General features: G+C 57.3%; 24 protein-coding genes and 1 other annotated feature. Of the genes, 11 read left to right on the top strand and 13 right to left on the bottom strand.

Going from position 1 to position 26,692, the window contains the following annotated elements:
• The first annotated feature begins 59 nt into the window (after positions 1-59).
• Entirely contained in the window at positions 60-1,484 is a 1,425-nt protein-coding gene (locus SPL01S_RS07535; RefSeq protein WP_063198655.1) for an alanine/glycine:cation symporter family protein, read from the top strand.
• Positions 1,485-1,577: 93 nt separating this feature from the next.
• Positions 1,578-2,351, top strand: a complete 774-nt coding sequence (yaaA, locus tag SPL01S_RS07530) for a peroxide stress protein YaaA (RefSeq protein WP_063198652.1) — start codon at positions 1,578-1,580, stop codon at positions 2,349-2,351.
• 58 nt (positions 2,352-2,409) lie between these two features.
• On the opposite strand, the gene thrC is transcribed toward yaaA, so the two are convergent.
• From thrC to SPL01S_RS07510, 5 genes are all read right to left on the bottom strand, one after another.
• Positions 2,410-3,699: a threonine synthase gene (gene thrC / locus SPL01S_RS07525; RefSeq protein WP_004949999.1), complete on the bottom strand. Its 1,290-nt coding sequence runs from the start codon at positions 3,697-3,699 to the stop codon at positions 2,410-2,412.
• A 3-nt stretch (positions 3,700-3,702) separates the two neighbouring features.
• Positions 3,703-4,632 carry a homoserine kinase gene (thrB, locus tag SPL01S_RS07520; RefSeq protein ID WP_004949998.1) on the bottom strand — a complete coding sequence of 310 codons (930 nt, stop codon included), beginning with the start codon at positions 4,630-4,632 and terminating at the stop codon, positions 3,703-3,705.
• A 1-nt stretch (position 4,633) separates the two neighbouring features.
• On the bottom strand, positions 4,634-7,093 hold the full coding sequence (gene thrA / locus SPL01S_RS07515) for a bifunctional aspartate kinase/homoserine dehydrogenase I (RefSeq protein WP_006323533.1): 2,460 nt from the start codon (positions 7,091-7,093) through the stop codon (positions 4,634-4,636).
• Positions 7,094-7,118: 25 nt separating this feature from the next.
• Positions 7,119-7,237, bottom strand: a sequence feature (Thr leader region).
• The gene (thrL, locus tag SPL01S_RS24455; protein WP_100220745.1) at positions 7,176-7,244 is read right to left on the bottom strand and encodes a thr operon leader peptide; all 69 of its coding nucleotides are present in this window, start codon (positions 7,242-7,244) and stop codon (positions 7,176-7,178) included. It overlaps the preceding feature by 62 nt.
• Positions 7,245-7,456: 212 nt before the next feature.
• Positions 7,457-8,143: a tRNA/rRNA methyltransferase gene (locus SPL01S_RS07510; protein ID WP_063198650.1), complete on the bottom strand. Its 687-nt coding sequence runs from the start codon at positions 8,141-8,143 to the stop codon at positions 7,457-7,459.
• A gap of 631 nt (positions 8,144-8,774) precedes the next feature.
• Between SPL01S_RS07510 and arcA the strand changes: the two genes are divergently transcribed.
• Positions 8,775-9,491: a two-component system response regulator ArcA gene (gene arcA / locus SPL01S_RS07505; protein ID WP_004949989.1), complete on the top strand. Its 717-nt coding sequence runs from the start codon at positions 8,775-8,777 to the stop codon at positions 9,489-9,491.
• A gap of 46 nt (positions 9,492-9,537) precedes the next feature.
• Here arcA and creA read toward each other — a convergent pair whose 3' ends face one another.
• On the bottom strand, positions 9,538-10,017 hold the full coding sequence (gene creA / locus SPL01S_RS07500) for a protein CreA (protein ID WP_004949986.1): 480 nt from the start codon (positions 10,015-10,017) through the stop codon (positions 9,538-9,540).
• Positions 10,018-10,360: 343 nt separating this feature from the next.
• On the opposite strand from creA, the gene robA reads away from it, so the two are divergent.
• Positions 10,361-11,230, top strand: a complete 870-nt coding sequence (gene robA / locus SPL01S_RS07495) for an MDR efflux pump AcrAB transcriptional activator RobA (RefSeq protein WP_004949984.1) — start codon at positions 10,361-10,363, stop codon at positions 11,228-11,230.
• On the opposite strand, the gene gpmB is transcribed toward robA, so the two are convergent.
• A complete protein-coding gene (gpmB, locus tag SPL01S_RS07490) occupies positions 11,227-11,874 on the bottom strand; it encodes a 2,3-diphosphoglycerate-dependent phosphoglycerate mutase GpmB (protein WP_013811434.1) in 648 nt (215 codons plus the stop codon). The two genes, robA and gpmB, sit on opposite strands and share 4 nt — an antisense overlap.
• A 111-nt stretch (positions 11,875-11,985) precedes the next feature.
• Between gpmB and yjjX the strand changes: the two genes are divergently transcribed.
• Complete coding sequence (gene yjjX / locus SPL01S_RS07485; protein ID WP_063198647.1) at positions 11,986-12,525, top strand: inosine/xanthosine triphosphatase; 540 nt, start codon at positions 11,986-11,988, stop codon at positions 12,523-12,525.
• Between the two features lie 18 nt (positions 12,526-12,543).
• On the opposite strand, the gene trpR is transcribed toward yjjX, so the two are convergent.
• Positions 12,544-12,873 carry a trp operon repressor gene (trpR, locus tag SPL01S_RS07480; protein WP_004949979.1) on the bottom strand — a complete coding sequence of 110 codons (330 nt, stop codon included), beginning with the start codon at positions 12,871-12,873 and terminating at the stop codon, positions 12,544-12,546.
• Positions 12,874-12,928: 55 nt separating this feature from the next.
• A complete protein-coding gene (gene sltY, locus SPL01S_RS07475) occupies positions 12,929-14,857 on the bottom strand; it encodes a murein transglycosylase (RefSeq protein WP_063198645.1) in 1,929 nt (642 codons plus the stop codon).
• 571 nt (positions 14,858-15,428) lie between these two features.
• Here sltY and yfiR point away from each other — a divergent pair.
• The 4 genes from yfiR (at position 15,429) to ettA (ending at position 19,630) form a co-directional block, all read left to right on the top strand.
• Positions 15,429-16,043, top strand: a complete 615-nt coding sequence (gene yfiR / locus SPL01S_RS07470; RefSeq protein ID WP_063198642.1) for a regulatory sequestration protein YfiR — start codon at positions 15,429-15,431, stop codon at positions 16,041-16,043.
• Entirely contained in the window at positions 16,040-17,287 is a 1,248-nt protein-coding gene (gene dgcN, locus SPL01S_RS07465; protein ID WP_063198639.1) for a diguanylate cyclase DgcN/YfiN, read from the top strand. The genes yfiR and dgcN overlap by 4 nt, the downstream gene beginning before the upstream one ends.
• 36 nt (positions 17,288-17,323) lie before the next feature.
• Positions 17,324-17,821 carry an outer membrane lipoprotein YfiB gene (gene yfiB, locus SPL01S_RS07460; RefSeq protein WP_004949970.1) on the top strand — a complete coding sequence of 166 codons (498 nt, stop codon included), beginning with the start codon at positions 17,324-17,326 and terminating at the stop codon, positions 17,819-17,821.
• Between the two features lie 141 nt (positions 17,822-17,962).
• Positions 17,963-19,630, top strand: a complete 1,668-nt coding sequence (ettA, locus tag SPL01S_RS07455; RefSeq protein ID WP_063198636.1) for an energy-dependent translational throttle protein EttA — start codon at positions 17,963-17,965, stop codon at positions 19,628-19,630.
• Between the two features lie 50 nt (positions 19,631-19,680).
• Here ettA and SPL01S_RS07450 read toward each other — a convergent pair whose 3' ends face one another.
• Positions 19,681-20,592, bottom strand: a complete 912-nt coding sequence (locus SPL01S_RS07450; RefSeq protein WP_063198633.1) for a LysR family transcriptional regulator — start codon at positions 20,590-20,592, stop codon at positions 19,681-19,683.
• Between the two features lie 98 nt (positions 20,593-20,690).
• Between SPL01S_RS07450 and SPL01S_RS07445 the strand changes: the two genes are divergently transcribed.
• The gene (locus tag SPL01S_RS07445) at positions 20,691-21,692 is read left to right on the top strand and encodes a zinc-binding alcohol dehydrogenase family protein (protein WP_063198631.1); all 1,002 of its coding nucleotides are present in this window, start codon (positions 20,691-20,693) and stop codon (positions 21,690-21,692) included.
• Between the two features lie 33 nt (positions 21,693-21,725).
• Here the strand turns inward: SPL01S_RS07445 and nadR are convergent, their stop codons facing one another.
• The 3 genes from nadR to serB form a co-directional block, all read right to left on the bottom strand.
• On the bottom strand, positions 21,726-22,985 hold the full coding sequence (gene nadR / locus SPL01S_RS07440; protein WP_004949943.1) for a multifunctional transcriptional regulator/nicotinamide-nucleotide adenylyltransferase/ribosylnicotinamide kinase NadR: 1,260 nt from the start codon (positions 22,983-22,985) through the stop codon (positions 21,726-21,728).
• Positions 22,986-23,242: 257 nt separating this feature from the next.
• On the bottom strand, positions 23,243-24,628 hold the full coding sequence (radA, locus tag SPL01S_RS07435; RefSeq protein ID WP_004949941.1) for a DNA repair protein RadA: 1,386 nt from the start codon (positions 24,626-24,628) through the stop codon (positions 23,243-23,245).
• 145 nt (positions 24,629-24,773) lie between these two features.
• Complete coding sequence (gene serB / locus SPL01S_RS07430) at positions 24,774-25,751, bottom strand: phosphoserine phosphatase (protein ID WP_013811426.1); 978 nt, start codon at positions 25,749-25,751, stop codon at positions 24,774-24,776.
• Positions 25,752-25,855: 104 nt separating this feature from the next.
• Here serB and SPL01S_RS07425 point away from each other — a divergent pair, with 104 nt between their 5' ends.
• Positions 25,856-26,542 carry a YtjB family periplasmic protein gene (locus SPL01S_RS07425; RefSeq protein ID WP_062869583.1) on the top strand — a complete coding sequence of 229 codons (687 nt, stop codon included), beginning with the start codon at positions 25,856-25,858 and terminating at the stop codon, positions 26,540-26,542.
• Positions 26,543-26,692: the final 150 nt, after the last annotated feature.

Raw genomic sequence — 26,692 nt, 5'->3', positions numbered from 1 at the left:
TATTTTCACCCGCGGTGGATGCTGCGCGGTGTGCGGTAAATTTCATCAAGGAGGGATCCGTGACGGACCTGATAGATTTTATAAACACTGTTTTGTGGGATTCGGTACTGATTTATTTGCTGCTGGGTACGGGCATTTATTTCACCCTGCGCACCCGCTTTATTCAGGTCCGCCATTTCAGCCACATGTTCTCGGTGCTGAAGCACAGCAACAAAAGCGACAGCGCAGGCATCTCCTCTTTTCAGGCGCTGTGTACCACCCTGGCGGCACGTGTCGGGACCGGTAACCTGACCGGCGTGGCGATAGCCCTCACTGCCGGCGGCCCGGGGGCGATCTTCTGGATGTGGGTGGTGGCGTTTATCGGCATGTCCACCTCGTTCGTTGAAAGCAGTCTCGCCCAGCTCTACAAAACCAAAGACGATCAGGGCAACTACCGCGGCGGCCCGGCCTACTATATGGAAAAGGGCCTTGGCATGCGCTGGATGGGCGTGCTGTTCTCCCTTTTCCTGATCATCGCCTTCGGCTTGGTGTTTAATGCCGTCCAGGCCAACTCCATCGCCCGGGCTTCCGCTGTCGCTTTCAACGTGAAGCCGCTGCACGTGGGGATCGGCCTGGTGTTGCTGAGCGGCATCGTGATCTTCGGCGGCATCCGTTCCGTCGCGCGCGTGGCCGAACGGGTGGTGCCGCTGATGGCCGGCGCTTATCTGCTGCTGGCTTTCTGGGTGATTGGCCACAATATTGAGCAGATGTCGACGATCCTAACGCTGGTGCTCAAGAGTGCCTTCGGGCTGCAGGAAGCGGCGGCCGGTGCCGTCGGCTATGGCATTTCGCAGGCGATGGCCCAAGGCGTTCAGCGCGGTCTGTTCTCCAATGAGGCCGGCATGGGCTCCGCGCCCAATGCAGCGGCCTCCGCGTCACCTTACCCGCCGCACCCCGCCTCGCAAGGCTATGTGCAGATGTTCGGGGTCTTCATCGATACTGTCGTTATCTGCAGCGCCACCGCCGCGATAATTCTCTCGTCCGGGGTGCTGGATCAGCCGGTAGCCAGCGTCAGCGGCATAGATATGACCCAACGGGCGCTGTCCGCCGCCGTCGGCAGTTGGGGAGCCCCGTTTGTCGCCATCGCCATTTTCTTTTTCGCTTTCACCTCGATCATTGCCAACTATGCCTACGCCGAGAGCAATCTGGTGTTCCTTGAGCATAACCACCCGGCCGGGTTGACGATTTTCCGCTGCGCGGCACTGGGCATGGTGATGTTTGGCGCGCTGGCCGAGCTGCCGGTGGTATGGAAAATGGCCGACACCTCGATGGCGCTGATGGCGATCACCAACCTGACGGCGATCCTTCTGCTGTCGCGCGTGGCGCTGAGGCTGGCCAACGACTACCACCGCCAGCGCAAGCTGGGGCAATTGCCCACTTTCGACGCGAAGCGTTTCCCCGAGCTGAAATCCCAGCTTGAACCGGGCGTGTGGGATAAAGGTTAACTTTTACGGGCGCGTCTCGCCTATCAGACCCATTGCCCCTTTTTCTCGCGCTTTTTGCTACAGTATCCGCTCTTGGATAAACAGGATCTGGCCATGCTCGTTATTATTTCACCTGCAAAAACCCTTGATTACGCAAGCCCGCTGGCGACAGAACGCTTCACGCAGCCCGAATTGCTGGACAAGTCGAAGCAACTGATCAAAATCTGCCGCGAGCTGACGCCGGCGCAAATCTCCAGCCTGATGGGCATCAGCGATAAACTGGCCGGCCTGAATGCCGCTCGCTTCAGCGACTGGCAGCCTAAATTCACCCCGGACACCGCCCGCCAGGCGTTATTGGCGTTTAAAGGCGATGTGTATACCGGCCTGCAGGCGCAGGACTTCAGCGAAGAGGACTTTGATTTCGCCCAGCAGCACCTGCGGATGCTGTCCGGCTTATATGGCGTGCTGCGCCCGCTCGATCTGATGATGCCTTACCGGCTGGAGATGGGCATCAGGCTGGAGAATCCCAAGGGCAAGGACTTGTACAGTTTCTGGGGCGAGCAGATCACCAAAAAGTTGAACGAGGCGCTGGAACAACAGGGTGACGACGTAGTGGTCAATCTGGCTTCCGACGAGTACTTCAAGTCGGTGAAACCGGCCAAACTGCACGGCACGCTGATCAAGCCGGTATTTCTCGACGAGAAGAACGGCAAATATAAGGTGATCAGTTTCTACGCCAAAAAAGCGCGTGGGTTGATGAGCCGCTTTATCATCAAAAACCGCCTGACGCAGCGCGAGCAATTGGTGGATTTCAACCTGGAAGGCTATGTCTTTGACGAAGCCGGTTCCCAGGGCAATGAACTGGTGTTCAAACGCCCCGAACAGTAAAAAAGAACGCAAAAAAAAGCCGTCGCAATGACGGCTTTCGTTTTTAGGCTGGGCGGTTTCAGGCCGGCAGAGCCATCAGGAATTTACGCAACTCGGCGAAACCGGCCGGCAGGCTGTGGGACAGCAGCGGCAAGTCGGCACGCAGCGCCAGCGCCTTCGGCAGCGGCAACTCCTGGCCGAGGATCTCTTCTACGCTCTCTTTGAACTTGGCCGGATGCGCGGTGCCGAGGAACAAACCAAACTCCCCTTCCCGCAGTTGATCGCGCAGAGCGCGGTAAGCGATCGCGGCATGCGGTTCTGAGAGATACCCCAATTGCGCCAGTTCCCGCATGGTGTCCCTGGTGGTTTCATCGCTCACCGTAGCGTGGCCCAGATCTTTCAACTGCCAGATTTTACGGCGGAACAGCTCTTCCACCCGCGGCCAGTTGTTCGGCTGGCTAACGTCCATCGCATTCGACAGCGTCGCGACCGTAGCGTGCGGCTGCCACTGACCGTTGGTCAGGAAGCGCGGCACGGTGTCGTTGGCATTGGTGGCGGCGATAAAACGCTTCACCGGCAGGCCCAGCGACTTGGCCAGCAGACCGGCGGTCAGATCGCCGAAGTTGCCGCTTGGCACCGAGATCACCAGTTGATTGCGCGCTTCCTGCGGCAATTGCGCCACCGCTTCGAAGTAATAGCAAATCTGCGCCAGCAGGCGGCTGATATTGATGGAGTTTGCCGAGTTCAGGTGCAGCGCCTCTTTCAGCTCCTGATCGTCAAAGGCCTGTTTCACCAGCGCCTGGCAAGCATCGAAGTCACCGTCGATCGCCACGGTGTGGATATTGCCGCCCAGGGTGCAGAACAGTTTTTCCTGCAGCGGGCTGATTTTGCCCTGCGGATACAAGATGACCACGCGTACGTTCTTCAGGCCGTAGAAAGCGTGCGCCACGGCGGCGCCGGTATCGCCGGAGGTCGCCGTCAGGATAGTCACCGGCTGATCGCCCGCCACTTCCGCCAGCATCTGCGCCATAAAGCGGCCACCGAAGTCTTTGAATGCCAGCGTCGGGCCGTGGAACAGCTCCAGGCAGGCAATGTCGTCTTCTACTGGCGCAACCGGCGCCGGGAATTCAAACGCCGCCGCCACGCGCTTATGCAGCGCCTCTTCCGACACTTCATCGCCGATAAACGCCGACAGGATGCGGGTGCTGCGGGTGACAAAGTCCTGCTCCAGCAGGTGATCGATTTCGGTCAGTTCGAACTCCGGCAGATCCAGCGGGAAAAACAGCCCTTGCTGTTTGCCCAGGCCCTGTTTGATCGCCTGTGCGAAGCTGACCTGCTCGTTGTGATCCTTAAGGTTGTACAGTTTCATGCGTTATCCCAGTAGTCGTGCGCCTGCGGTATCCAGACGGCAAATATGAACAAAACCTTCGTCGTTTTGCAGATAGTGATTGGTCAGCCAGTCGGCCATGCGTTGTGCGGTGGCGCCGTCGTCACAGACGGCGAACAGCGTCGGGCCGGAGCCGGAGATGCCGCAAGCCAGAGCGCCGATGTCCTGCGCGGCCTTGCGCGCGTCGGCAAAGCCCGGCAGCAGGCGGGTACGGTACGGCTCAGCAATCACGTCCTGCATCAATTTGGCTGCCAGACGCGGCTGCTGGGTATGGCAGGCATGGATAAAGCCCGCCAGATAGCGGCCATGGCTGATGCAGTCCTGACGGCGGTACTGCGCGGGCAGGATAGCGCGCGCTTCGGCGGTGGACACCTTGATGCCCGGGTAGGCCATCACCCACAACCAATCTTTAAAGCAGGGCACTTCCTGGCTGATGAACCCCTCTTCTTCCAACATCAGCTGCAGGCCGCCCAGGTAGCATGGCGCCACGTTGTCGTAATGCACGCTGCCGGAGATGCGGCCTTCCAGCTCGCCCATCAGGCCAAGCAGCGTCATTTTGTCCAGCGGACGATTGCAGAATTCATTCATCGCCATCAATCCGGCGACCACCGAACAGGCGCTGGAGCCTAGCCCGGAACCGATCGGCATGTTTTTCTCCAGCCGCATCGCCACCGGGATCTGCCGGCCTATCTCCTGGCAGAAACGCTCCCAGCACTGGTAGACGATATTTTCTTTCGGATCGTCAGGCAGTTTGCTGACGAAGCGGCCGGCGTTTTGCAGGCTGAACGTTTCGGCGGCTTCCACGCTGACGCAATCGCCCAACAGAGTGCCGTCGATCGGAGACACCGCTGCACCCAGAACGTCGAAGCCGACGCTGACGTTGCCAATTGAGGCCGGTGCATACACCTTAACCATATTAAACTCCCAACTTCCATGACAGTGTGCGCAACAGGTCGGCAAATACCCCCGCCGCAGTCACATCATTACCGGCGCCGTAGCCGCGCAACACCAAAGGTAATGGCTGATAGTAACGGCTGTAGAAGGCCAGGGCGTTCTCACCGTTCTTCACTTTATACAACGGATCGTTGCCGTCTACCGCATCAATGCGCACCTGACAGCGGCCATCTTCGATCACGCCGACGTAGCGCAACACCTTACCCTGCTCGGCGGCGTTAGCCACGTTGCGCGCGTATTCCTTATCCAACTCCGGCAAGCGCGCCAGGAAGGTTTCCACATCACCGGAAGCGTCAAAGGACGGCGGCAGCGCCGACTCAACCTCAATGTCCCCCAGTTCCAGTTTGTAACCCGCCTCGCGGGCCAGGATCAGCAGCTTGCGGGCCACGTCCATGCCGGAAAGATCGTCACGCGGATCCGGCTCGGTGAACCCTTTGGCCTTGGCCTCCAGGGTCGCCGCCGACAGCGACATGCCTTCGTCCAGCTTGCCGAAAATAAACGACAGCGAACCGGACAGGATACCGGAGAAACGCGTCAGTTCGTCGCCTGCATTCAGCAGATTTTGCAGGTTCTCGATAACCGGCAAACCCGCGCCGACGTTGGTGTCGTACAGGAACTTGCGGCGTGAGCCGGCAGCGGCGGTGCGCAGCTGTTGATAGTAGTTCATCGACGAGGTGTTGGCCTTCTTGTTCGGCGTCACCACGTGGAAACCATCGGCCAGGAAATCCGCGTATTGGTCGGCAACCGCCTGGCTGGAGGTACAGTCGACAATCACCGGGTTCAGCAGGTGATACTCCTTCACCAGACGGATGAGGCGGCCCAGATTGAACGGTTCTTTAGCCGCGGCCAGTTCCTCTTTCCAACTCTCCAGAGCAATACCGTGCACATTGGTCAGCATGGCTCGGGAATTGGCGATACCGCAGATGCGCAGATCGATATGCTTTTGCTTCAGCCACGGCTGCTGGCGATAAATCTGCTCGATCAAGGCACCGCCGACGCCGCCGACGCCGATGACAAACACTTCAATCACCTGATCGGTATTGAACAGCATCTGGTGGCAGACGCGAACGCCGGTGGTGGCGGAATCGTTGCTGACCACCACCGAGATGGAACGCTCCGACGAGCCCTGGGCGATGGCGACAATGTTGATATTGGCGCGCGCCAGCGCGGAGAAGAAGCGGGCCGAGATGCCGCGCAAGGTGCGCATGCCGTCGCCCACGACAGAGATAATCGCCAGCTTCTCCATCACGTCCAGCGGCTCGAGCAAGCCGTCTTTCAGCTCAAGATAGAATTCGTCTTCCAGCGCACGGCGCGCACGCTGCAGCTCGCTCTGCGGCACGCAGAAGCTGATGCTGTATTCGGAAGAGGATTGGGTAATCAGCACGACCGAAATACCGGTGCGCGACATCACGGCGAACACCCGCGCGGCCATGCCGACCATGCCCTTCATCCCCGGGCCGGAGACGTTGATCATTGCCATGTTGTTCAGGTTGGTGATGCCCTTCACCGGGGTATCGCTATCCACGTTTTCACCGCCGATCAGCGTGCCGGGGGCCTGCGGATTGGAGGTGTTTTTGATCAGGCAAGGGATTTGGAACTGGGCAATCGGTGTGATGGTACGGGGGTGAAGCACGCTGGCGCCGAAATAAGAAAGCTCCATCGCCTCCTGGTACGACATCGACTTCAGCAGCCTGGCGTCCGGCACGGTGCGCGGGTCGCAGGTATAAACGCCGTCTACGTCGGTCCAGATCTCACAACAGTCGGCGCGCAGACAAGCGGCCAGTACGGCAGCAGAGTAATCGGAACCGTTACGGCCCAACACCACCAGTTCGCCCTTGTCATTACCGGCGGTAAAACCGGCCATCAGCACGATGTGATCCGCCGGGATAGCCGCTGCGGCGATGCGCAACGTGGATTCGGCGATATCTACGGTCGACTCCAGATAATGCCCCTGCGCCAGCAATTTCTCTACCGGGTTGATCACCGTCACCGGGAAACCCTTGGCGCGGAATACGCCTTCCATGATGGCGATGGAGAGCTTCTCGCCACGGCAGATAATCGCCGCGTTCACGCTGTCCGGGCATTGCCCCAGCAGCGCTACGCCGTGCAGCACCTGCTTCAGTTGGGCGAACTCCTGATCGACCAGGGTCTTCAGGCGATCGTATTCGAAACCTGGCAGAGCCTGCGCCAGGCCGCTCAGCAGGTCGGCGAAGATGCGCTCCGCATCGCTCATATTTGGCAGAATGTCTTGCCCGGCCACCGTTTTTTCAATCATCGCCACCAAGTGGTTGGTGATCTTTGCAGGCGCGGACAATACCGTGGCTACCTGTCCCTGACGTGCGTTACTTTCCATGATGTCGGCAACGCGCAGAAAACGTTCTGCATTCGCTACCGAAGTTCCGCCAAATTTCAGCACTCGCATTTCTGATCTCTCCCGAATTTAAGCCGAAAAAAAAGCCCGCACTGTTTAGGTGCGGGCTTTTTTCTTTTGTTTCCTGTACGCGTCAGCCCGCCCCGTTACCTGTGGTTTCGGTGGTGGTAATAATTGTGATATTCAGGCTGATGTTTCGCATTTTTTCTGTCTGTCTCATTAAATACTCTGTCCCCTCTATTGGTTAAAGCAATCGCTTTCCCAAGTCAAATTATTTCTTGTTTTTGCCCCTTTTCCACCCCGCTTGGCGAGTGGGCAATGCGATAGCAGAAAAGCCAAATGGCAGAACAAAAAAACAACCTGAAGGCAGTTTTGCAGTGGATCACACTGCATAATGACCAGAGCTTGCAGGTATCACTTTGTGAGCTTTTTTTCGATGTCATGCAGCAACCTGTGCAACATCGCCGTATCCCGTTGTGGCAGAACGCCCAGCCGCTGATGCAGCCAATCGCGCAATTTTTGGTCATCGCTGACCCCCAACGCGCCCAATAATCCTTCGGCGCGCTGACGCAATGCCCGCAACTGCCCTTCATTGGCCATCGTCTCCTGCCGCGCACTGACGTTCATCAGTTCCGACAGTTGATAGCAATACACCATGACCGCCTGGCCGAGATTCAGCGAAGGGTAGTCCGCCTGCATAGGTACGCCGGTCAATAGATCGGCCAGTTCCAGCTCTTCATTGGTCAGGCCGGAATCTTCGCGGCCAAATACCAGGGCAGCCTGATTCACCCACTGGCTGCGCTCGCCCAATTGCCCCAACAGTTGCTGCGGCGTACAGTAATAATGGAAACGCGCACGGCTGCGGGCCGTGGTGGCTACGGTGAAGTCCACGTCCGCTAACGCCTGAGCCAAGGTGGCGAAAGTCTGCACGCCGTCGAGGATCTCCCCCGCCCCATGAGCGACCCAGCGCGCTGCCGGCTGCAGGTGCGCTTCGCTGTCGACGATGCGCAACGAGGTGAATCCCATGGTTTTCATTGCCCGCGCTGCGGCGCCGACGTTTTCCGGCCGTGCCGGAGCCACTAAAACAATATGAAGCTGCATCAATACTCCACAGAAAGAGGAATCGCGAGTTTTTGACTGTTCGGGATAGTCTGATTATATTTACAACTGCGCAACAAAAATCCCAAAAATTGCTACAGAGATGTATAAATAGGTTTTTTAACGGATAAATAGAGTGGAATAGATATTATTGCCACTTATGTTTTACTGTTCTTATTAATCAATACGTTAAAATAGCACTCTTATCAATAAGCCCATAATTGTAACCTATTAAGCGCAACAATGCTGAATCGTACACAGAATTTGTGGTTCTGTGACTTAAGCTGGCAGTTCTGTAAGTGTTTTTCACAAAACTGTTAACGTGCTACAATTGAATTTGATATATGTCAACAAAGCGTAGTTTTGTTGGGTGATGAATTCGGCACGCACTGTTATATTGCTGTTAATAGGGTTAGGATATCCGCCGTTTTGGCACCTTTGGGGTGTAAGGAATAACCGCCCCACCAAGCTAGCGATCTTGTTGACATTAGATGGAAAGTGCATCAAGAACGAGTTTACGTACTTTAGTCATTTGGTAAGAGGGAACGTGAGCGCTATCTCTGCCCTCGTCTAAGAAAGCAAAGACTTCTGTACTTCCTATTTTCTATTTTGTTGGCAATTTTAGGTAGCAAATATGCAGACCCCGCACATTCTGATTGTCGAAGACGAGTTAGTCACTCGTAACACCCTGAAGAGCATTTTCGAGGCGGAAGGCTACGTTGTTCATGAAGCCAATGATGGTGCAGAGATGCACAACATCCTGTCTGAAAATGATATCAATCTGGTTATCATGGACATCAATCTGCCAGGCAAAAACGGCCTGCTGCTGGCGCGTGAACTGCGCGAACAGGCCAGCGTCGCGCTGATGTTCCTGACCGGCCGCGATAACGAAGTGGATAAAATCCTCGGATTGGAAATCGGCGCTGATGACTACATCACCAAGCCGTTTAATCCGCGTGAATTGACCATTCGCGCACGCAATCTGCTGTCTCGCACCATGAACCTGGGCAGCGTCGGCGAAGAACGTCGACTGGTAGAAAGCTATAAATTCAACGGTTGGGAGCTGGACATCAATAGCCGCTCACTGATCAGCCCGGCAGGTGAACAGTACAAGCTGCCGCGCAGCGAATTCCGCGCCATGCTGCACTTTTGCGAAAACCCGGGCAAGATCCAATCCCGTGGCGAGCTGCTGAAGAAAATGACCGGCCGTGAGCTGAAACCGCACGACCGTACCGTAGACGTAACCATTCGCCGCATTCGCAAGCACTTCGAATCAACGCCGGATACGCCTGAAATCATCGCCACCATTCACGGTGAAGGCTACCGTTTCTGCGGCGATCTGGAAGAGTAATCTCTCCCGCGTTAAAAACATCAGGGGTTCATTTGAACCCCTGATTTTATTTCGTCTCACCCCAAGGGATGATAGGCACCGCGCTCAGCGCATTTTTCGGTGAACCATCCACCACACGGTCTGAATAGCTCAGATAAATCAGCGCATTGCGGGTAGCGTCGTAGAAACGCACCACCTGCAGCTTTTTGAATACCAGCGACGTCCTTTTCTGGAACACCACCGTCCCTTCCGCCTTGCCGTTTTTGATTTTATCGTTCAGGGTAATCGGCCCCACCTGTTGACAGGAAATAGCCGCATCCGCCGTATCTTCCGCTAATCCCAGGCCACCTTTGATGCCACCGGTTTTTGCCCGACTGATATAACAAGTTACATTTTTAACATCCGGATCGTCGAACGCTTCCACCACAATTTTGTGGTCCGGACCAAAGAGTTTAAATACCGTATCGACCGACCCTACTTGTTCAGCCTGCGCGCTGTTTACCGTTGCGCAAACTAAACCAAACAAAAATATCCATCCTTTTTTCATTCACTTAACTCCAAGAGCTACCGCCTGGAAAAACAGGCTCAGCGATCAATATTGTTTATGTCTTAGGTCACAGAATCGGGATTTTTCTGGTCCGCACTCCTCTTTCTAGCACAGAGCGTGAAAAAAATCTTTGAGAGTCTCGGAGGAAAAAAATTGCTATTATGCGGCGTCGTTATTTCTTTGCGCCCGTTTAAGGTGTGCCCCTGTCCAACTCTTGCGCAACGTGCTGCAAGAAGCAAAGAGTGCTACGCAAAATGGCTCATGGATTGGTCTGATAGCGCAAGCACCTGCGTAATGAATAAACAGTTCGGGTTCCTACCCTAAAGCTCTACGAGGAAGATCTATGGATCAAGCCGGTATCATTCGTGATCTGCTTAGCTGGCTGGAAAGCCATTTGGACCAACCCTTGTCGCTGGACAACGTGGCGGCAAAAGCGGGCTACTCTAAATGGCATCTGCAACGGATGTTCAAAGATATTACCGGTAACGCCATCGGCGCATATATCCGGGCAAGGAGACTGTCTAAAGCTGCGGTGGCGCTGCGTTTAACCAGCCGGCCGATTTTGGATATCGCCTTGCAGTATCGCTTCGACTCGCAGCAGACCTTCACTCGCGCGTTTAAAAAACAGTTTGCGCAAACGCCGGCGTTGTATCGCCGTGCCGAAGACTGGAACGCGTTCGGCATCTGTCCGCCAATCCGCCTGGGTGCCTTCACCCTGCCTCAGCCTGAATTCGTCACGTTGCCGGAACAGCACCTGATTGGCCTGACGCAAAGCTATTCTTGCACGCTGGAGCAAATCTCCAACTTCCGTACCGAGTTGCGTTCACAGTTCTGGCGCCAATATCTGGGCGAAGCCGAGACGCTGCCACCGGTACTCTACGGGTTGCACCATTCGCGCCCGAGCCAGGAAAAAGACGACGAACAGGAAGTGTTGTACACCACGGCGCTGGAGCCGCACCACGTGCCGGATAAAGTTCAGGAAGGCCAGCCGCTGGTGTTGCAGGGCGGTGAATATGCGATGTTCAGCTATGAAGGGCCGGCTTCCGGTTTGCAGGACTTTATCCTGACGCTGTATGGCACCTGCCTGCCGGCGCTCAAACTGACGCGCCGTAAAGGGCACGACATCGAGCGCTTTTATCCCAAGGGTGACCGTCGGCCACCCCAACCGCCGACCGAGATCAACTGCGACTACCTGATCCCGATCCGCCGTTAACGCTGCAGTTCGTCCAGCGCGGGCATGTCCAGATGCGTGACATCGCCCGCCGTTTCCACGATCCAGCCGGAAGCCAACCATGGGCTCTGTTGATGATCAACACGCGACAACGAACAGTTACGCAAACGCAGGCGGCGCTCGGCATAGGCCGGCAACCCGAGCACGGTGCTGATCAGGCAGCCCAGGGCAATACCGTGGCTGACAATCAGCGGTTTACTGCCTTCAGGCAACATCAGGCAACTTTCCAGCGAGGCACGCATCCGTTCGCCCAGCTCGTTCATGGATTCACCTTGAGGGATGCGGCCGTCAGCAGTGCCATCGACCATCTGTTTACGCCACTGCTCTTCCTGCGGCGTCAGGCTGTCGATCAGGCGTTCTTCCAGCACCCCCATATGCAGTTCACGCAAACGTGGATCGTTAATCACCTCGCAGCCGCAAGCTTCCGCGATGATTTGCGCAGTGCGACGGGTACGCCCCAGATCGCTGGTGATAACGTGCGTGATGCCCTCTTTGCTGACACGCCGGGCAACCAGATGCGCCTGATGTTCACCCTTGGCGGTTAACGGGCTGTCGGACTGGCCCTGGATACGGCGAGCCGCATTCCATTCCGTTTCGCCGTGGCGAACGAGGTATACCTGTAACATTTTGCTTTTCCGTTATACTGCGTGAAACCTGAGTTTATCTTCGTCAGAAGCGGCTTACGCAAGCCTCTGACGCAGTGAATAGGCTCTTAGCTTAAGGATGCCAAACCCGTTATGTATCATGTTGTCGCTGCAACTACCAACCCGGCAAAGATCAAGGCTATTCAGTTGGCCTTTGATGACACCTTTGGCGCGGACCAATGTCGCATTGAATCTGTCGACGTCGCCAGCGGCGTCTCACTGCAACCGATAGGCAATCACGAGACCCGCACCGGCGCACGCCAGCGCGTAATGGAAGCCCGTCAGGTTCGCCCGGAGGCCGACTTCTGGGTCGGCGTGGAAGCAGGCATCGAAGAGAATATGACCTTCGCCTGGATGACGGTGGAAAGCCCACAGACTCGCGGCGAATCGCGCTCAGCCAGCCTGATGCTGCCGGAGATAATTTTACAGGGAATTCGCGCCGGCCGCGAATTGGGCACGGAGATGGCGGCCATCACCGGCAATGTCGACGTGAAGCGCCAGGGTGGCGCTATCGGCATCTTTACCGATGGGCGATTGAGCCGCACCAGCGTTTATCATCAGGCTCTGCTGCTGGCGCTGGTGCCATTTCACAATCCTGTCTACCAAAGCCACAACGGCACGCCGAATAAATAACCCATACCGGGCGCGGCGCTACTGCGCATCGCCCAGCAACTGCTGCTCCAGCCACTGTTTCAACGCCGGCGTCGCCGCTTTCAGGCTGTTCGAACCGCGAGTGATGGTGGCAATTCCCGCCCCCAGTTCGTTCTTCAGTTCCCGTTGGCTCATCTCACCGCGCATCAGTTCCTGAATAATCCGTACCCGCGTGCCTAAGGCCGTACGCTCATCCGGCGTCAGCAACAGTTGCATCAAGGGCTGATGCAGCTCCTGAGCGAACGAATTTTGCAGCAGCGCGACAAAGCGCAGCCAATCCTCATTGCCTTGTTCTGAAAGAGCCGGATCGTTAAGCGATAATTGCGTCATGGCAAGCCACCATACTATTTAACTAGTACAGCAGCATACCATAGCGCCGTCAAAATCAATAACGTCTCTGCCATTCGGCATCGGTCAACACTTTGGCCGGGCGGTGCATCAAATAGCGGTAAAACGCGTCGTAAGCCAACACGTTCTTCACGTAAGAACGGGTCTCCGAGAACGGGATGCTTTCAACAAACGCCACCGCATCGACGCGCCCTTCGCTGTTCCCCAACCAGGTATTCACCCGCGATGGGCCGGCGTTATAAGCCGCCGACGACAGGATGCGGTTACGGCCAAACTGCTGGTAAACATACTCCAGGTAGCTGGTACCGATAGTAATATTGGTTTTCGGATCAAGCAGCTGGCTCGGGCTTGAGTAGCCGGGAATATTGTACATTTGCACGGTATGTTGCGCGGTCCGCGGCATCACCTGCATCAGGCCGCTGGCCCCCACCGGTGACTGCGCTTTCGGGTTCCAGGCGCTTTCCTGACGGGCAATCGCCATGGCGTAGCTCGGCGTGATCCCCTTGTCATCGGTAGCGCTGCGGAACTCTTGCGACCAGGCCACCGGGAAGCGCTCCTCGAGGTGATCCCACAGCTTGCCGACGATGGTTGCCTGCACGCTGAGATCGGCCCAATTCTGCTCGAATGCGAAACGCGCCAGCGCTTCCTGTTCAGGCCGGCTGCGGCTGGCAACGAACGAACTCCACTCGCTGCGCGCCAGGTTATCCATGTTCCAGTACATCAGTTCACGTACGCGGGCGATTTCCGGCCCGTCCACCAGCGAAGCGCGGGGTTTGGCCGCCACCGCCACCATAACCGGATAAGGCGTATTCAGTTTCTGCGCCGCCACCATCGGGTAGAAGCCACGTTCGTTCATCAGGCTGCGCAGGATCTCTTCACCCTCACCGCGTTTGCCTTCGTCCAGCAAGATGCTCGCACGCCAGTAACGCCATTCGTCTTTATTGCGCGATTCTGCCGGCAGGCGCGCAAGCCAGGTCGCCACGCCCTGACGATCGCCGCTGCCCAGCGCCATGCGCACACGGCGTTCCAGCAGCGTTGGAGACTGGCTACGCAGGATCACCTTATCGCGCCACTGGGTCTGCTCGAAGGTCGCATCGCTGCCCATCAGGCGCCACGCCACCGCTTCTTCCAGCCCCAACCGCTCGCTGTCGCTCATTTTCTGCAGGCGGGCGATACTCGGGATCATCGCACGGGCGTTTTCCGCATCCTGACGAGCCAGCCGCTCGAAAGCGATGCCGGTCGCCGCCCGGGTAAAGTCAGTCGGGCCAACGCTGCGGGCGAAAGCCTCTACGGTGGCGGGATCGTTCTGCAGGCGCACCAGCGCGTCACCCATGGTCTGATATTCGGACGGCAACTGGCGGTAAAGGCTGTTAACCAGGCCGCTGTTGCCCTCTTTTAACGCCAGCTTCATGCGCGCCAGGGTATTCAGCGGCGTTTGCTTGCCGGCCCCCTGCCAGACGTTGAACAGTTTGTCGCAGGTGCCCGGCAGCGTTTTACCGCTCATCCAGAGATCGTCCGCGCCGCTCCAGGCCGCCTGCTGATCGCCGGTGGCCCATTTGGCATAGTAATAATTACAGCGTGCGGCTATCGGTTTGGGGGCCTGCGGGCTGAAAGCCAGCAAAGTGCGCCAGTCCTCACGGCGCGCCAATTCATTGACAAAACGAGGCGCCAGCGACTTGGCGGGCGGCAGCGTCGGGTGCTGCTTGATAAAGTCATTCACCTCGGAGAAGCCGGCCTGGCTGAGATCCTGCGTCAGTTCGCGGTATTCCAGATAAGGGTAAAGCGGGTAATCACGCAGCGTCGGCATCAGTTGCGCCACGACATCCATCTGATTGCTGTCCCACGCCTGCTTGATTTGCAGGTAACGCTGACGCTGTGCGTCGAGAGAGTCCGCCAGTGCAGCGCCCGAGAATGCCGTCAGGCACAACCCCACCGCCAACAGCCGCCATTTGTCTACCTTGACCATACTTACTCTTTCCTCGCTGGTTGTGTTGCCAGAACCCCCTCCCCCTTGCCGCGCTACGCCAACGGTCAAGGCCCGGAGAAACCGGTTCTTCGAGTATTTCGCGCCCTGAAGTGGAATACACGCCAGAGCAAAAAGGTGTGCAGAGCGATAAGCTCAGGCATCTATCATAGACAGCGCAATCGCCTATCCATTCACTACTGTAGAAGAAGAAGTTTATCGTCATGGGGGGCGTCAGGTAAAAAACGTTTACCCTGGCTGACAAATTAACTACAGGCATGTCGCAAATCGCCGTACTGCCGACCCAATGCCGTTTTCTTTGCCGAAAACGCCTGGCCAACTCCCCGAGGCGTTTTATACTGTTAAAAAAAGATAGGATAAATCCGAGAAAACGGCACATAAAGCGCGCAACAGAGATATCTTATAATACAATCCGCGCCAATTATGGGTTAGATAGTGTTCATCAGACAGTGCGATTAACAGTTCTTAGCATTACGATTATCCCCTCCGTCGGGTCAGGTTTTTCATTGTTAGATCACCGCTACCGTACTGCGGACGTTGGCAGGAATGGCAGATGAAGATGGCAAAAAATGCCGTGATGTTAGCAGCCAGCGCAAAAAGCTCACTCACGAGCTTCATTTGCGCACGTCTTGACGACGGCCGCCTGCTACCCTTCATTCTGGTCCTGCTGTTGGCGCTTCCCGGGCTGGCTCGTCCCGAGACGCGCAGTCCCTATCAGAACCGCACACATGCCGTCACCACCGTCGTGGTCGGCATTATCAGCTATGCCCGCTGGCCCAGCGAGCCCAAACCCATCCGCCTGTGCGTAACGGCGCCGACCCAATATGCCGAAGGCCTGTTCGACCCTATTTTGCTGAGCGCTCCCCGGCCGATAAAAACCGAGCGAGTGCCCTTTGACAGCCCTCTGCTGAACACCGGATGTGACGTGATTTATTTGGGTAATATCAACGCCGGCCAGAAACAAAACTTTATACAGCGCATCCAGGGTCATTCCATTCTCAGTATCAGCGAGAACGACGGCGAATGCTCTGCCGGCAGCGCGTTTTGCCTGCAGATTGACGGTGACCAGGCCAGTTTCAAAGTAAATCTGGACGCTCTGGCACGCAGCGGCGTACGCGTTCATCCTAACGTGCTGCAGTTGGCGCGCAAACAGGCGCCGCCGCTATGATATGGCTGCGCAAGAACCGTTCCGGGCATTCGCGGCCCACGCTGGGCAGGGTGCTGCAACGGGCAAATCTTGGGCTGGCGCTGATTGCCGTCGGCACCGCCGGGATTTTTCTGACGTTGGTAGCGCTGTTCGCGCTGCGCGCCTACGCCAACCACAACCTGCATCTGATTGCGCGCTCCATCAGCTATACCGTCGAGGCCGCCGTGGTGTTTGGGGATCGCCCCTACATTCGAGAGGCGATGGTGCTGATCGCCTCCAAAGAAGAGGTGTCGGAAGCCAAAATTCTGGACAACGGCGGCAACGTGCTGGTCAGTTGGCATCGTCCCAAAGACGGTCCGCTGCACGGTCTGGAGCAGATTGTCGCTCACTGGGCACTGCCGGAACCGGTGGTCTTGCCGATCTCCCACGAAGGCAAACAGGTCGGCAAGGTCTGGCTAAGCGGCAACGGCGGCAGCCTGCTGCGTTTCCTGCTGCGGGGTATTCTGGGCATGATCGCCTGCCTGGTGCTCAGTACCCTGTGCGCACTGGTGCTTTCCCGCCGTATGCTGCTGGGCATTGTCAGTTCGCTGGACGACATCGCCAAGGTGGCCCATGTGGTGCGACGCGATCGCACCTTTGGGCTGCGAGTACCGTCGGCACCCATTGCCGAACTGCACGAACTGAGCAACGACTTCAACGGCCTGCTCGATGAGCTGGAAGCCTGGCAGGCACACCTGAAGCAGGAAAATGATTCACTGACCCACCGGGCGACCCATGACAGCCTGACCGGATTACCGAACCGCGCCTTTTTTGAAGGCCGGCTGAGCCGCGCTCTGGGCGATATTCAGCCGACGGAAAAACTTGCGGTGTTGTTTATCGACGGCGATCGCTTCAAGGAGGTGAATGACAGTTACGGTCACGCGGCCGGTGATGCGGTGCTGACCACCATTGCCGGGCGGATTCGCGCGCAACTGCGTGAAAGTGACCTGGTCGCACGTTTAGGCGGCGATGAGTTCGCCGTGCTGTTGGCGCCGGTTCACAGTACGGAAGATGTGCTGCAAATTGCCGACAACATTATCGACTGCATGACCCAACCGATAATTTTGCCGAACGACGAGGCGGTGACGACCTCTCTGAGTATCGGTATTGCACTTTACCCTGAACATGCAGTAACGCCTCAGGGTCTTTTGCACGAAGCTGACGATGCGATGTATCAGGCAAAGCATCGTTATAACGGAGGCTGGCGGCTGGCAATACAGAAATAAAGCCCCAGCTATAAAATTAAAACCAGGGATTTGATTATGATACAGCAAACACTGAAAAACCGTTTCTCACTGCTGGCGATGATGTTTGTCGCCCTGCTCGCCCTTGCCGGGTGCCAGAGCAAACCGCAGGGCCTGACGCCCGAGCAGGTCGCGTTGTTACAGTCTCAAGGGTTCAAACTGACGGATAACGGCTGGGAATTCGGCCTCTCCGACAAGGTGTTGTTTGGCAACAACATCGGCAAACTGAATCCGGAAAGCACCGAAACGGTCCAGAAAATGGGCCGTGCGCTGATGAGCGTAGGCATCACCAAGTTCCGCTTGGATGGTCATACGGATAACTACGGTGAAGACAGCTATAACGACCAGCTTTCGCTGCGCCGCGCCAACGCAGTGGCCGATTTGCTGGCCAGCGTAGGCATCCCGCGCGCCAATATCGAAACTCGCGGCATGGGCAAGCGCGATCCGGTCGCCGATAATCGCACCTCCAGCGGCCGTGCGGAAAACCGCCGCGTCGCAATCGTCGTCACACCTTAATCTGTCGAGATGCGCCTGTTAAAGGCGCATAAAGGGTTATACTTAGCGATCGCTGATGATGTCTGGGATCCGTGTTCGAAACGGGCTACACTCCGCAGCCAGACATCCTATAAAAACTGATATAGAGAGGCTTAGAGCAACGTGGCTCAATACGTCTATACCATGCATCGCGTCGGCAAAGTGGTTCCGCCGAAGCGTCACATCCTGAAAAATATCTCCCTGAGCTTCTTCCCTGGCGCCAAAATTGGCGTGCTGGGCCTGAACGGTTCCGGTAAATCCACCCTGCTGCGCATTATGGCCGGTATCGATACCGATATCGAAGGCGAAGCGCGCCCGCAACCGGGGATTAAAATCGGCTACCTGCCGCAGGAACCGCAACTCAACCTGGAACACACCGTTCGCGAATCGGTTGAAGAAGCGATGGCCGAAGTCGTCGGTGCTCTGAAACGCCTTGACGAAGTGTACGCGCTGTACGCTGAAGAAGGCGCCGACTTCGACAAGCTGGCCGCTGAACAGGGCCGCCTGGAAGAGATCATTCAGGCCCACGATGGTCACAACCTCAACACCCAATTGGAGCGCGCCGCCGATGCGCTGCGCCTGCCGGAATGGGACGCCAAAATCGCCAACCTTTCCGGTGGTGAGCGCCGCCGCGTAGCGCTGTGCCGCCTGCTGCTGGAAAAACCGGACATGCTGTTGCTGGACGAACCGACCAACCACCTGGACGCCGAGTCCGTGGCCTGGCTGGAACGCTTCCTGCACGACTTCGAAGGCACCGTGGTGGCGATCACCCACGACCGTTACTTCCTTGATAACGTGGCCGGCTGGATCCTCGAGCTGGACCGTGGCGAAGGCATTCCGTGGGAAGGCAACTACTCTTCCTGGTTGGAACAGAAAGACGCGCGTCTGGCGCAGGAAGCCTCAACCGAAGCCGCTCGCCGCAAGTCGATCGAGAAAGAGCTGGAGTGGGTACGCCAGGGTGCCAAGGGCCGTCAGTCTAAAGGCAAGGCCCGTCTGGCCCGCTTTGAAGAACTCAACAGCACCGAATACCAGAAACGTAACGAAACCAACGAACTGTTTATTCCACCTGGCGCACGCCTGGGCGACAAAGTGGTTGAAGTCAGCAACCTGCGTAAATCCTACGGCGACCGCCTGCTGATTGACGATCTGTCATTCGCCGTACCTAAGGGCGCGATTGTCGGCATTATCGGCCCGAACGGCGCGGGTAAATCCACGCTGTTCCGCATGATGTCCGGCCAGGAACAACCTGACTCCGGCAACATCGCGCTGGGCGATACCGTCAAACTGGCTTCTGTCGATCAGTTCCGCGACAGCATGGACAACGCCAAAACCGTGTGGGAAGAAGTGTCCGGCGGTCAGGACATCATGCGCGTGGGCAACACCGAAATGCCAAGCCGCGCCTATGTCGGCCGCTTCAACTTCAAGGGCGTCGATCAGGGCAAACGCGTGGGCGAATTGTCCGGTGGTGAGCGTGGCCGTCTGCATCTGGCCAAGCTGCTGCAGGTTGGCGGCAACGTGCTGCTGCTCGATGAACCGACCAACGACCTGGATATCGAAACCCTGCGCGCGCTGGAAAACGCCCTGCTGGAATTCCCTGGCTGCGCCATGGTGATCTCGCATGACCGCTGGTTCCTTGACCGTATTGCCACCCACATTCTGGACTATCAGGATGAAGGCAAGGTGGAGTTCTTCGAAGGTAACTTTACCGAATACGAAGAGTACAAAAAGCGTACTCTGGGTGCCGATGCACTGGAACCTCGTCGTATCAAGTACAAGAAAGTCACCAAGTAACATCAGGTTGGCTATCTATGCTATCAAGCCCGCATCTTGCGGGCTTTTTATTATCCCCAATCCAGTGCCTGTGCATAGTCCACAAATACCGGATGCTGCAACACCACATCGATAAAACAGGCCAGCGCCGGTGAGTTAAGCTTGCGGCTGGGGTAAACCAAATACAGTTCATTCCCTTCCGCCCGCCATTCCGGCAGGACCTCCACCAGCTGTTTCTGCGCCACCACCTCGCGGCTGAGAAAGGCCGGCAGCAGAGTGATACCGGCACCGGAAATCGCGCATTCACGCGCGTACAACAGATTGTCAGTGATATGCAGCATCGGCAGTTGCCAGCGGTAATACTCGTCACCGCGGCGCAGGCTCCAGGCCGTCCAGGCGCGGTGCGTAATGCAGCGGTGCTGCTGCAACTGCTGGGGATGCAGGAGCGGCGGGAATTGCGCCAGATAGGCCGGCGCCGCCAGCAGATAACGCGGGGCATGCCCCAGGCGGCGGCCAATCAGCGAGGAGTCCTGCGGTTTACCGGTGCGGAACGCGGCGTCATAGCCCTCTTGTACCAGATCCACCATCGCATCAGACACCGAAACCTCCAGCGTAACGTCCGGGTACTGGCGCTGAAAATCCGCCGCCAGCCGCGCCACCAGCGTCGCCCCCAGCCCGGCGGGCGTCGAGATGCGCAACCGGCCGCTGGGGTTGTCACGCAGCCGCTGCAGCGCCAGATCGGCCCGTTCGGCGGCGGACAACATTTCCTGACAGTGCACCAGATAGCGTTCGCCGGCGAAGGTCAGATTGAGCTGACGGGTGGTGCGGTTAAGCAGCCGCAAACCCAGCGTTTGTTCCAGTTGGCTGATGCGCTGGCTGACGCTGGATTTAGGCAAACCGGCGCGGTTGGCGGCGGCGGTAAAGCTGCCGCACTCGGCCACCAGCGCGAACAACGCCATATCCTGCAGCTGTTTAAACATCATTGTTCACCTCAAACGAACACTTAGTTAGCTATTGTCCATCTTATCACTCTCCTCTGAGAGGTCTACACTGAGGGTATTCATTCTAAAGGAGCACAATCATGCCAATTAAAGCCATTGCCGTAGACCCGAAAAACCCCGCCGGTTTCATTGAAATCAGCCCGGAAAAACCGGCCCCAGGCCAATACGATCTGCTGGTGGAGGTCAAAGCGGCGTCGGTCAATCCGGTGGATACCAAAGTCCACGCCGGTCTGCAAAAAAGCGGCCTGCAACAGCCGCGCATCCTCGGCTGGGACGCCAGCGGCGTGGTGCTTGAGGTGGGCAGCGGCGTCAAAGGTTTCAAAGCCGGTGATGAAGTCTGGTACGCCGGTGATATCACTCGGCCGGGCAGCAACAGCACTCAGCAGTTGATTGATTCGCGCATCGTGTCACATAAACCACGCAGCCTGAACTGGGCGGAATCCGCCGCCATGCCGTTGACCGCGCTGACGGCCTGGGAAGCGCTGTTCGAGCACCTGAAAATCCAGGACGCGGCGGAAGGGAAAACCCTGCTGATTATCGGCGGTGCCGGTGGCGTGGGTTCGCTGGCGATCCCGTTCGCCGCCCAGTTGAGCAAGGTGAAGGTGATTGCCACCGCTTCGCGCCCCGAGTCGGCAGCCTGGTGTCGGGAGCGCGGCGCCGATCTGGTGGTGGATTACCGCGATCTTAAAGGGAATCTGGCGCAGCAGGGCATTGAAAACGTGGATTATATTCTTTGCCTGAACGATACCGATGGCCACTGGAAGGCGATCTCGGATCTGATTGCGCCGCTGGGCCACATCTGCACCATCGTGGAAAACCAACAGCCGCTCGATCAAAACGCGTTGAAGCTGAAAAGCGCCGCACTGCATTGGGAATTGATGTTTACCCGCAGCATGTTCACCACGCCGGACATCGCTCAGCAGGGTGAAATCCTCAGGCAGGTGGCGCAGTTGCTGGACGAAGGAAAGTTGAGCACCACACTGAGCGAAACGCTGCAGGGGCTGACGGTCGAGACCCTGACCGCCGCACATAAAAAGCTGCTCGACGGGCATATGCAGGGCAAACTGGTGATTGTTTACTGAGGCAAGAGAGGCGCAGCACGCTGCGCCTCCGGCTTATTCCGTCGTGGCGCCCACCAGTCGGCTGGCATCGGCTGCCAACAACTGTTTTACCAGTTCGACGCAGCGCAGGAAGCGCTCCTCATAGTCGCTGGACTCCACGTGCGCATACTCGATATTGTTGGCGCGCAGCATCTCTTCCAGCAGGTGCTGGAATGCCTTGCGATCGGTCGGCGCACCGAGGCTGCGCAGGCCATCCGCCACCCACGGGGTGTTATTTTCCAGCAGGATCACCAGATCAAACCGGTACTCGTCGATCAGCGCCTGCACGAAGGGGTGCTCGCGCCCTTCGTACTTTTTGCAGAACGCCTGGGTAGTGACGAAATCGGTATCGATAAATGCCACCTTGTTGGCGTATTTCACTGCAAAGTCAACGTACTGCGCCTGCCCCAGCGCAATCTTGTCGTAGTCGGAATACTGCAACGCCATCTCATCGCCGCCCAGGTGCGAGAACACATAGTCGCGGCCATATTCCCAGGCGCTGGTGGTGTTAAAAATGTTCGCCAGCTTGTTCACCAGCGTCGATTTGCCGCTCGACTCGCCGCCGAGGATCGCCACGGTGCGCACAAAGAACGGCTTCACTTCGGTCGGAATGTAATCCCAATAGCGGAAAGGATCCTGACGGATTTGGCGGCCGCTGATGTTCATGAATGAACGTTCGGGATCGATCAGAATGGTTTCCGTCGCCAGGTGCTCGCGATAACGCGGGGCGTCTTGCGTTTCGCTGGAATAGATAAAACTCGGCACGATGCCCTTCTGTTCCATGAAGGCTTTCATCCCGTCGCTCCAAACGTTCCAGCCGTGCGGATAGGGTTCGATGCCCTGCTCGTCGAACGAATGAATATGAATGTTTTTCTGGTATTTGAAGGTTTGCAGAAGCCAGCGCAGACGGTCGCTGACCGTAGGCTGTTGCGACATCGAACTGTTCTCGAACAGTTCCCGGTCACGCGGTTCGTCGTGACACAAAATCACGTGCAGCTCATCCACCTGGCTACAGGCGCGCTGGATCAGGTAAATGTGGCCGGTGTGCAGTGGGTAAAATTTACCAAACACCACACCGACTTTTTTCTCGCGGCGCGGGAACTCCAGGCCAAGAAAACGGTGTAACGCTTCGAGTTTCTGGGCGCTCGGGCTTTTGATTTTGTCGTTCAACAGCTGGCTAAGGTAGCCTTTGGTCATGCCGCTGGCATCCGCCACCTGCTGCAGGGTACAGTTCTTCTGCTTGATAGACGCCTTCAGGTAGTCGAATTGCCGCATAATCCCTCCGTTTATACCCGTCGTATTTCAAGCCACAGCGTTGTTACCTGCTTTACAAGACCCATCCGTGGGCCTTGCCCCTTCGGGGCCGCTGCAAGCAGCGTTCAAATCTGTTCCCGACAGATTTGTCGCTCATCCCAGTGACTTGACTTTAGTAAGCGTCTGGGAATGAGCGAGCTGGGCGCCTAGCTGCAACTTGAAATTCATAGGGTTTAATATGCTAAACAAAATAGCATATTCTGCGCATCACATGGCAATTAATAGAATTGTTCCAACACGTCCAAGGCGTCCGCCAGTTTCTTCACGCCGAACACCTGCATATTCGCCGGCGGTTTTTTCGGTACGTTGGCGTGCGGAACGATAGCGCGCTTGAAGCCGTGCTTCGCCGCCTCGGAAATGCGCTCCTGCCCACTCGGCACCGGACGGATCTCCCCCGCCAACCCCACTTCACCGAACACCACCAGATCGTTCGGCAGTGGGCGATCGCGCAGGCTCGACACCAGCGACATCAGCAACGCCAGATCGGCGCTGGTTTCGCTGACTTTCACCCCGCCGACCACGTTCACAAACACATCCTGATCCGACATCTGCAACCCGCCGTGGCGGTGCAGCACCGCCAACAGGATCGCCAGCCGGTTCTGCTCCAGGCCGACTGCGACCCGGCGCGGGTTAGACATCATCGAATGATCAACCAGCGCCTGGATCTCAACCAGCAGCGGCCGGGTTCCTTCCCAAACCACCATCACCGAACTGCCGGAGGTGACTTCATCGCCACGGCTGAGAAAGATGGCGGACGGGTTGCTGACTTCTCGCAGGCCCTGCTCGGTCATGGCGAACACGCCCAGCTCGTTCACCGCACCGAAGCGGTTTTTGTGGCTGCGCAGCGTACGAAAACGCGAATCGGCATCGCCGTCCAGCAGTACCGAACAGTCGATACAGTGTTCCAGCACCTTCGGCCCGGCCAGCGAACCGTCTTTGGTGACGTGACCGACCATGACAATCGCTACGCCGCGCGTTTTGGCGAAGCGCGTCAGGTAGGCGGCGGTTTCCCGCACCTGCGCCACGCTGCCCGGCGAAGACTGGATATCCGCCATGTGCATCACCTGGATCGAATCGATCACCATCAGCTTCGGCTGCTCTTGTTCGGCGATCAGGCAAATCTGCTCGATACTGGTTTCCGACAGCATGTTCAGGTTGCCGGTCGGCAACCCGAGGCGGTGAGCGCGCATCGCCACCTGTTGCAGCGATTCCTCGCCGGTGACGTACAGGGTTTTCATCTGCTCGGACAGCTTGCACAACACCTGCAACAGCAGAGTACTTTTACCGGCGCCGGGGTTGCCGCCGATCAGGATCGCGCTGCCCGGCACCACGCCGCCGCCCAGTACGCGGTCAAACTCAAGAAAGCCGGTAGAAAAACGCGGCAACTCGTCCAGGCTGATGTCCGACAGTTTTTGCACTTTGCTGATGCCGGCATCGCCGGCATAGCCGCTTAAACGCTCGGAGCGAGAAGAAGAGGACACCGCAGCCAGACGAACTTCTGTAATGCTGTTCCAGGCGTGACAAGCGCTGCACTGTCCCTGCCAGCGCGGATAATCTGCGCCGCACTCATTACATACAAACGCCCGTTTTGCTGCTTTTGCCACGTATTACCTCAATCTTTTGTTTATACCCTAAATAATTGGAGTTGCGTCAAGGCAGCCAGAGCGAGAATCCTCAGAAGCTTACTTAGGTAAGTGACTGAGGTGAGCGCTCGCAGCTAACACAGAGGCAGCTTCAAGTATGACGGGGTTAGCGAACTTCGTGTTTCAGGCTGCCGGTCAGTACGCACAGCACGCCCATCAGGTCCGCATGGCGAATGGACACCTGCGCCTTGTCATACACTTTCGGTTTGGCGTGGTAGGCAATACCCAGCCCGGCCACCTGTATCATTTTCAAATCGTTGGCACCGTCGCCGATAGCCACGGTCTGCTGCGGCGGGATGCCCAGCTTTTCCGCCAGCGCGACCAGCGTATCGGCCTTGAACTGTGCGTCAACCACCGGCCCCAGCACTTCGCCGGTCAGCTTGCCATCGCGGATCCCCAGCTCGTTGGCCGCCACCGCCACCAGCTTCAGTTTGTCGCGCAGGTACTCGGCATAGTATGTGAAGCCGCCGGAAGCGATCGCCACATGCCAGTCCATCGCCTGCAGCTTGCGCACCAGGTTGATCAACCCGGGCATCAGAGGCAGTTCATCGCGTACCTGTTTGAGGATATTGGCATCGGCGCCTTTCAGCTTGCCAACGCGCTGACGCAGGCTGGCGGTAAAATCCAGCTCGCCGCGCATTGCGCGTTCGGTCACTTCCGCCACCTCATCACCCACACCCGCCAGCTTGGCGATTTCGTCGATGCATTCAATCTCGATCGCGGTGGAGTCCATGTCCATCACCAGCAGCCCAGGGGTGCGTAAATGAGGGATCTTGCCGAGTGGCGCTACGTCCAGCCCGCTCTCCGCCGCCAGTATTTTGGCGCGCGCCGTGAGGGTGCCCGCCAGACGCACGACCTGATAATCCTCTACGCACCAGGCGGTGACGATCACCATAGCCGCGCCCAGCTTGCGCTGGAAATGGGTAATGCGCGTTTTATCCAGTTCCCTGCCATATAATAGCCAACCGGTATGGCCCGCCCGATAGTCCAGCGGCATCACTTCGTCGCCGCTCAGCGAAAGGGGAAGACCCGGCCATTGAGAGATCTCTGCCGGGAGATCGCAATAGGTCAGACTATTCGACATCATTAACTCCTGAAAAAACGCTGCATGATAAAACGACGCATCAAGCTATCCTATCGTCATTGGTTCTGGCAACATAAAGTGTCCAAGATGCCCAAGGAACCTGAATGGCTCGCGCTAAACTGAAATTCCGCCTGCACCGCACCGCTATTATCCTGATTTGCCTGGCTTTGCTGGTGTTATTGATGCAGGGCGCGTCCTATTTTAGCCTGAGTCACCAGTTGGCGCGATCCGAACAGGTGGAAGAACTGGCGCAAACGCTGACCAAACAGGTGGCCTCCAGCCTGGCACCTTTGCTCGATGACGACAGCGACGTCGACAACCAGCGCGTAGACGCCATCCTCAAACAGCTTACCGACCACAGCCGCATTCTGGACGCCAGCGTCTATCAGTTGGACGGCACGCTGGTTTCCCACGCCGGTGAACAGATCAGTATACGCGATCGCCTGTCACTTGACGGCAAACGTGCCGGCAGCTATTTCAATCACCAGTTGGTGGAATCCATTCAGGGCAAAGACGGCCCGATAGGCTTTATCCGCATTACGCTGGACACCCACGTGCTGGCGACCGAATCCAAACAGGTGGATAACACCACCAACCTGCTGCGTCTGATGATCCTGCTGGCGCTGGCCATCGGCATTATTCTGGCGCGTACCCTGCTGCAACATCGCCGCAGCCGCTGGCAGCAATCGCCGTATCTGCTGACCGCCAATACGCCGCTGGAAGAAGGTAATACGGTGGAAGACGACGATGACGACAAGCCACAGGATAAAGAAGAAACGAAACGCCCTTAAGCCAGGCGCATAACTTGCTCGCCATTATTCATGTGTGAATAGATCGGTGAATAGATTACTGGTGCCAACTACCTGTACGGTAAAGCATTCGAAGAAAATCCTTGCGGAGGATGAATAGATTGGCACAGGGGCGCAACAGGATGCTGCGCC

Source organism: Serratia plymuthica NBRC 102599, from assembly GCF_001590925.1.
Lineage (GTDB): Bacteria > Pseudomonadota > Gammaproteobacteria > Enterobacterales > Enterobacteriaceae > Serratia > Serratia plymuthica.
Note: the sequence above shows the minus strand (reverse complement) of the source record. Positions and strands in the feature narration are given on the sequence as shown.

Bases quoted from the DNA above. Each gene is read 5' to 3' on its own strand.
- yaaA (WP_063198652.1), top strand. From the start codon at position 1,578: ATGCTCGTTATTATTTCACCTGCAAAAACCCTTGATTACGCAAGCCCG.
- thrC (WP_004949999.1), bottom strand. From the start codon at position 3,699: ATGAAACTGTACAACCTTAAGGATCACAACGAGCAGGTCAGCTTCGCA.
- thrB (WP_004949998.1), bottom strand. From the start codon at position 4,632: ATGGTTAAGGTGTATGCACCGGCCTCAATTGGCAACGTCAGCGTCGGC.
- thrA (WP_006323533.1), bottom strand. From the start codon at position 7,093: ATGCGAGTGCTGAAATTTGGCGGAACTTCGGTAGCGAATGCAGAACGT.
- SPL01S_RS07510 (WP_063198650.1), bottom strand. From the start codon at position 8,143: ATGCAGCTTCATATTGTTTTAGTGGCTCCGGCACGGCCGGAAAACGTC.
- arcA (WP_004949989.1), top strand. From the start codon at position 8,775: ATGCAGACCCCGCACATTCTGATTGTCGAAGACGAGTTAGTCACTCGT.
- creA (WP_004949986.1), bottom strand. From the start codon at position 10,017: ATGAAAAAAGGATGGATATTTTTGTTTGGTTTAGTTTGCGCAACGGTA.
- robA (WP_004949984.1), top strand. From the start codon at position 10,361: ATGGATCAAGCCGGTATCATTCGTGATCTGCTTAGCTGGCTGGAAAGC.
- gpmB (WP_013811434.1), bottom strand. From the start codon at position 11,874: ATGTTACAGGTATACCTCGTTCGCCACGGCGAAACGGAATGGAATGCG.
- yjjX (WP_063198647.1), top strand. From the start codon at position 11,986: ATGTATCATGTTGTCGCTGCAACTACCAACCCGGCAAAGATCAAGGCT.
- trpR (WP_004949979.1), bottom strand. From the start codon at position 12,873: ATGACGCAATTATCGCTTAACGATCCGGCTCTTTCAGAACAAGGCAAT.
- sltY (WP_063198645.1), bottom strand. From the start codon at position 14,857: ATGGTCAAGGTAGACAAATGGCGGCTGTTGGCGGTGGGGTTGTGCCTG.
- yfiR (WP_063198642.1), top strand. From the start codon at position 15,429: ATGAAGATGGCAAAAAATGCCGTGATGTTAGCAGCCAGCGCAAAAAGC.
- dgcN (WP_063198639.1), top strand. From the start codon at position 16,040: ATGATATGGCTGCGCAAGAACCGTTCCGGGCATTCGCGGCCCACGCTG.
- yfiB (WP_004949970.1), top strand. From the start codon at position 17,324: ATGATACAGCAAACACTGAAAAACCGTTTCTCACTGCTGGCGATGATG.
- SPL01S_RS07450 (WP_063198633.1), bottom strand. From the start codon at position 20,592: ATGATGTTTAAACAGCTGCAGGATATGGCGTTGTTCGCGCTGGTGGCC.
- SPL01S_RS07445 (WP_063198631.1), top strand. From the start codon at position 20,691: ATGCCAATTAAAGCCATTGCCGTAGACCCGAAAAACCCCGCCGGTTTC.
- nadR (WP_004949943.1), bottom strand. From the start codon at position 22,985: ATGCGGCAATTCGACTACCTGAAGGCGTCTATCAAGCAGAAGAACTGT.
- serB (WP_013811426.1), bottom strand. From the start codon at position 25,751: ATGTCGAATAGTCTGACCTATTGCGATCTCCCGGCAGAGATCTCTCAA.
- SPL01S_RS07425 (WP_062869583.1), top strand. From the start codon at position 25,856: ATGGCTCGCGCTAAACTGAAATTCCGCCTGCACCGCACCGCTATTATC.